At 42.3% G+C, this 2,958-nt stretch carries 4 protein-coding genes; 2 read left to right on the forward strand and 2 right to left on the reverse strand.

Annotated features, from left to right (window positions below; all coding sequences use genetic code 11):
• Together AC1DWN_RS31435 and AC1DWN_RS31440 are read left to right on the forward strand one after the other, a co-directional pair.
• Nucleotides 1-1,083: aminotransferase class I/II-fold pyridoxal phosphate-dependent enzyme (locus AC1DWN_RS31435; protein ID WP_477562785.1), on the forward strand; the 1,083-nt coding region annotated here is incomplete at its 5' end.
• 146 nt (nucleotides 1,084-1,229) lie between these two features.
• The gene (locus tag AC1DWN_RS31440) at nucleotides 1,230-1,646 is read left to right on the forward strand and encodes a DUF1885 family protein (protein ID WP_477562786.1); all 417 of its coding nucleotides are present in this window, start codon (nucleotides 1,230-1,232) and stop codon (nucleotides 1,644-1,646) included.
• 178 nt (nucleotides 1,647-1,824) lie between these two features.
• Here the strand turns inward: AC1DWN_RS31440 and AC1DWN_RS31445 are convergent, their stop codons facing one another.
• Both AC1DWN_RS31445 and AC1DWN_RS31450 read right to left on the reverse strand, forming a co-directional pair.
• The gene (locus AC1DWN_RS31445) at nucleotides 1,825-2,133 is read right to left on the reverse strand and encodes a DUF1292 domain-containing protein (protein ID WP_477562787.1); all 309 of its coding nucleotides are present in this window, start codon (nucleotides 2,131-2,133) and stop codon (nucleotides 1,825-1,827) included.
• 105 nt (nucleotides 2,134-2,238) lie between these two features.
• The gene (locus AC1DWN_RS31450; protein ID WP_477562788.1) at nucleotides 2,239-2,802 is read right to left on the reverse strand and encodes a stalk domain-containing protein; all 564 of its coding nucleotides are present in this window, start codon (nucleotides 2,800-2,802) and stop codon (nucleotides 2,239-2,241) included.
• Nucleotides 2,803-2,958 lie beyond the last annotated feature (156 nt).

Consider the following 2,958-nt stretch of genomic DNA (forward strand, 5'->3'; position numbering starts at 1 on the left):
GTATTCATGTCTCCCGCTCGCGATAACAATCTAGGAATCGATCACGGAATCACGACACGTTCTGTACGCAAAGCGTTAGAGCGTCATCCTGATTCTAAAGCAGTACTTGTCATTAATCCAACTTATTTTGGTATTTGTGCCAACCTGAAAGAAATCGTCGATCTTGTTCATAGCTTTGACATCCCTGTTCTTGTCGACGAGGCGCATGGCGTACTCATTCATTTTCATGAGAATTTGCCCATGTCTGCCATGCAAGCAGGTGCTGATATGGCAGCGACAAGCGTTCATAAGCTCGGTGGTTCAATGACACAAAGCTCTGTACTGAACGTGCGTAAGGATAGAGTCAATCCTCATCGCATTCAAACCGTTATTAGTATGCTGACCACAACGTCTACTTCTTATATTTTGCTTGCTTCGCTTGATACGTCAAGACGCAATCTTGCTCTAAATGGACACGCTATCGCAGAACGCGCAATTGAGCTCGCTCAGCTCGCACGTAAGCAAATTAACGAGATACCTGGCTTGCATTGCTTCGGTGAAGAAATTCTCGGTGATGAGGCAACTTATGATTATGATCCTACCAAAGTTTCCATTCATGTACGCCATCTTGGCATTACCGGCTATGAAACGGAAAACTGGCTGCGGGATAACCATAATTTAGAAATCGAAATGAGTGACATGTATAACATTCTTTGCTTAGTTACTCCTGGAGATACCTCTGATTCGATATCAAAATTAATATCCGCATTAAAAGGCTTGTCCGATCACTTCCATGAAGGTGCTGAAGCACGCGAATTGGTTGTTAAAATTCCGGACATTCCACAGCTTTCATTAACACCGCGAGATGCCTTTTATGGTGAAACAGAAGTGCTTCCCTTCAAAGAATCTGCCGGACGTATTATTGCAGAATTTATTTATGTTTATCCGCCAGGTATTCCAATCCTATTGCCTGGAGAGGTTATTACTCAAAAGAACATCGACTACATTGTCGATCACGTTCAGGTAGGCCTGCCAGTCAAAGGGCCAGAAGATCGCAGCATCGAATTTGTTAAAGTAATCGTGGAAGAAACAGCCATCTCCTAATTAACTCAAAGTCAATAATAATTAACTGCCGATTATAGCGTCTATTTATAGCCGCTCTGATCGGTTTTTTGTTGGCCGCCCCTAAAAAATCCACTTATTGTAAACGATTTTACTGCATGCTATGATGTTGACAGAGGTGAGATGCGATGAGTCAAAGCGCTTTCATAAAATTTGTGCAAGGATCATCCGTTGCGAGCATGACACTTGAAGATGTGCGAAACAGGCTGATGCATTACAAAGAGCAAACCGCGTTAACCGGTTCGCAATTAGACTGGGATTACGCAGAAGCTGCCTTTCCTTACACGTTTGAATCCAAGCAGGATGATCGTTGGTTTTATTTGAAAGGCATCAATTCACTTTATAATTCCATCATATTCGGACCAAGTGAAGCGCCCAGCGCTTCCGGCCATACCGTACCTTGTGTACAGGTTGTACTAACGGATGAAGCTACTCACGGTGATAAATCTAAGGCAAACGAGCTTTGCAAATATATGGCCAAGCAGCTTAAAGCGGAGCTTACGATGTTTAACGGCCGTACCATCTATTACAATCCTAGAAAATAATAAAGTCTAAGTCGTAACGGCTGTCGCCAACCACTACGGCAATAACATTCGCGCTCCCGGAGAAAGATAGGAACATTTACATGCTATCACTTATAAATGTTCTTATCTATTGAAAAAAGATCAACGAGTGTTAGTCGAAGATCTTTATTTCAATGGTACTATGTTCGGTCGGTATCAATTAGTTCTCTTCGCTCTCCGTACGAGCAATTTCCTCGTATATAGCTGTTACACGATCCCACTCTGCATCATCTTCGATGCCAACTAAGAAGGTTTCCTCGTTCTCTTCATCCATACGGAAAATAACGCCGTCAGCTTCTGGATCGTTACGATCAAGTAGTACTGCGTACACTTTTTCTTCGGATTCAAACGTATACACCATGACCATTTCGCGATCCTGGCCCTCGTCGTCAGTCACGATAAATACATGTTCCTCATGCTCGTGGTCTTCTCCACAACCGCAATCTTCATTATGCTGATGTTCGCTCATGATATAACCTCATTTCAATAATATATACAGACCACCATATCCTATCACGACAGTCTATATAAGGTCAAACAAAACGCCTCTTCTAATCGAGAGGCGTTTCTCTTGCTACAATGAGGAAATAAGTTTCTCCGAAACAACCGTCCACTCGTCCGTCGCTTTCGTTTTTATAAAAAAGCGAATTGGATATTTGCCAGTAGACTCGAATTTGTAATCAACATCCTCCGTCGCGTACCAGAAGTTATCACTTGTTGGACTGACGTTACCGGTTTGTATCACTTTCTCTTTGCCGCTTGGATCGAAGATCGATACCTTTACAGCTACAATATCCGTCTTTAAATTATCAATTTGGGCAAACACTTTAAAGCTGCCTTGGAAGCCCTTATTTACGTTTCCGAAAACAGCGTTATTCCGGAATAGAAACATATGAACATTCGGCTTATATAGGGTTGCGCGTTTGCTCTGATTATCCCATTCCAGTATCACTTGCAACGATGACGCTAATTGCCGAAGCGGCAAATAGGTTTTGCCTTCAACGATTATCCCGTCCTCGGTTTGATCATTCCCATTTACTATAACCCGAACCTTCTGCGATGCAGAATCAGCAAACATCATCGTTCCGCCCCATAGCGATAGCAGCAGTAACAAAATAATAACTTTTCTAACTTTCATTACACGATAACCCTCCGTCCGCTTGTCTGGATGTTAGGTTATACTCAGAAAATGTTACGAAGTTGCGGCCTACATTAAAATTTTTTATAATTCCAAAAAAAATACGACATACCTTTTTATGTGTCATATGCTGTTGAATCTTGCGCATGCCTGGGA

This window comes from Paenibacillus sp. P4_A7, from assembly GCF_056402455.1.

Bases quoted from the DNA above. Each gene is read 5' to 3' on its own strand.
- AC1DWN_RS31445 (WP_477562787.1), bottom strand. From the start codon at position 2,133: ATGAGCGAACATCAGCATAATGAAGATTGCGGTTGTGGAGAAGACCAC.
- AC1DWN_RS31440 (WP_477562786.1), top strand. From the start codon at position 1,230: ATGAGTCAAAGCGCTTTCATAAAATTTGTGCAAGGATCATCCGTTGCG.
- AC1DWN_RS31450 (WP_477562788.1), bottom strand. From the start codon at position 2,802: ATGAAAGTTAGAAAAGTTATTATTTTGTTACTGCTGCTATCGCTATGG.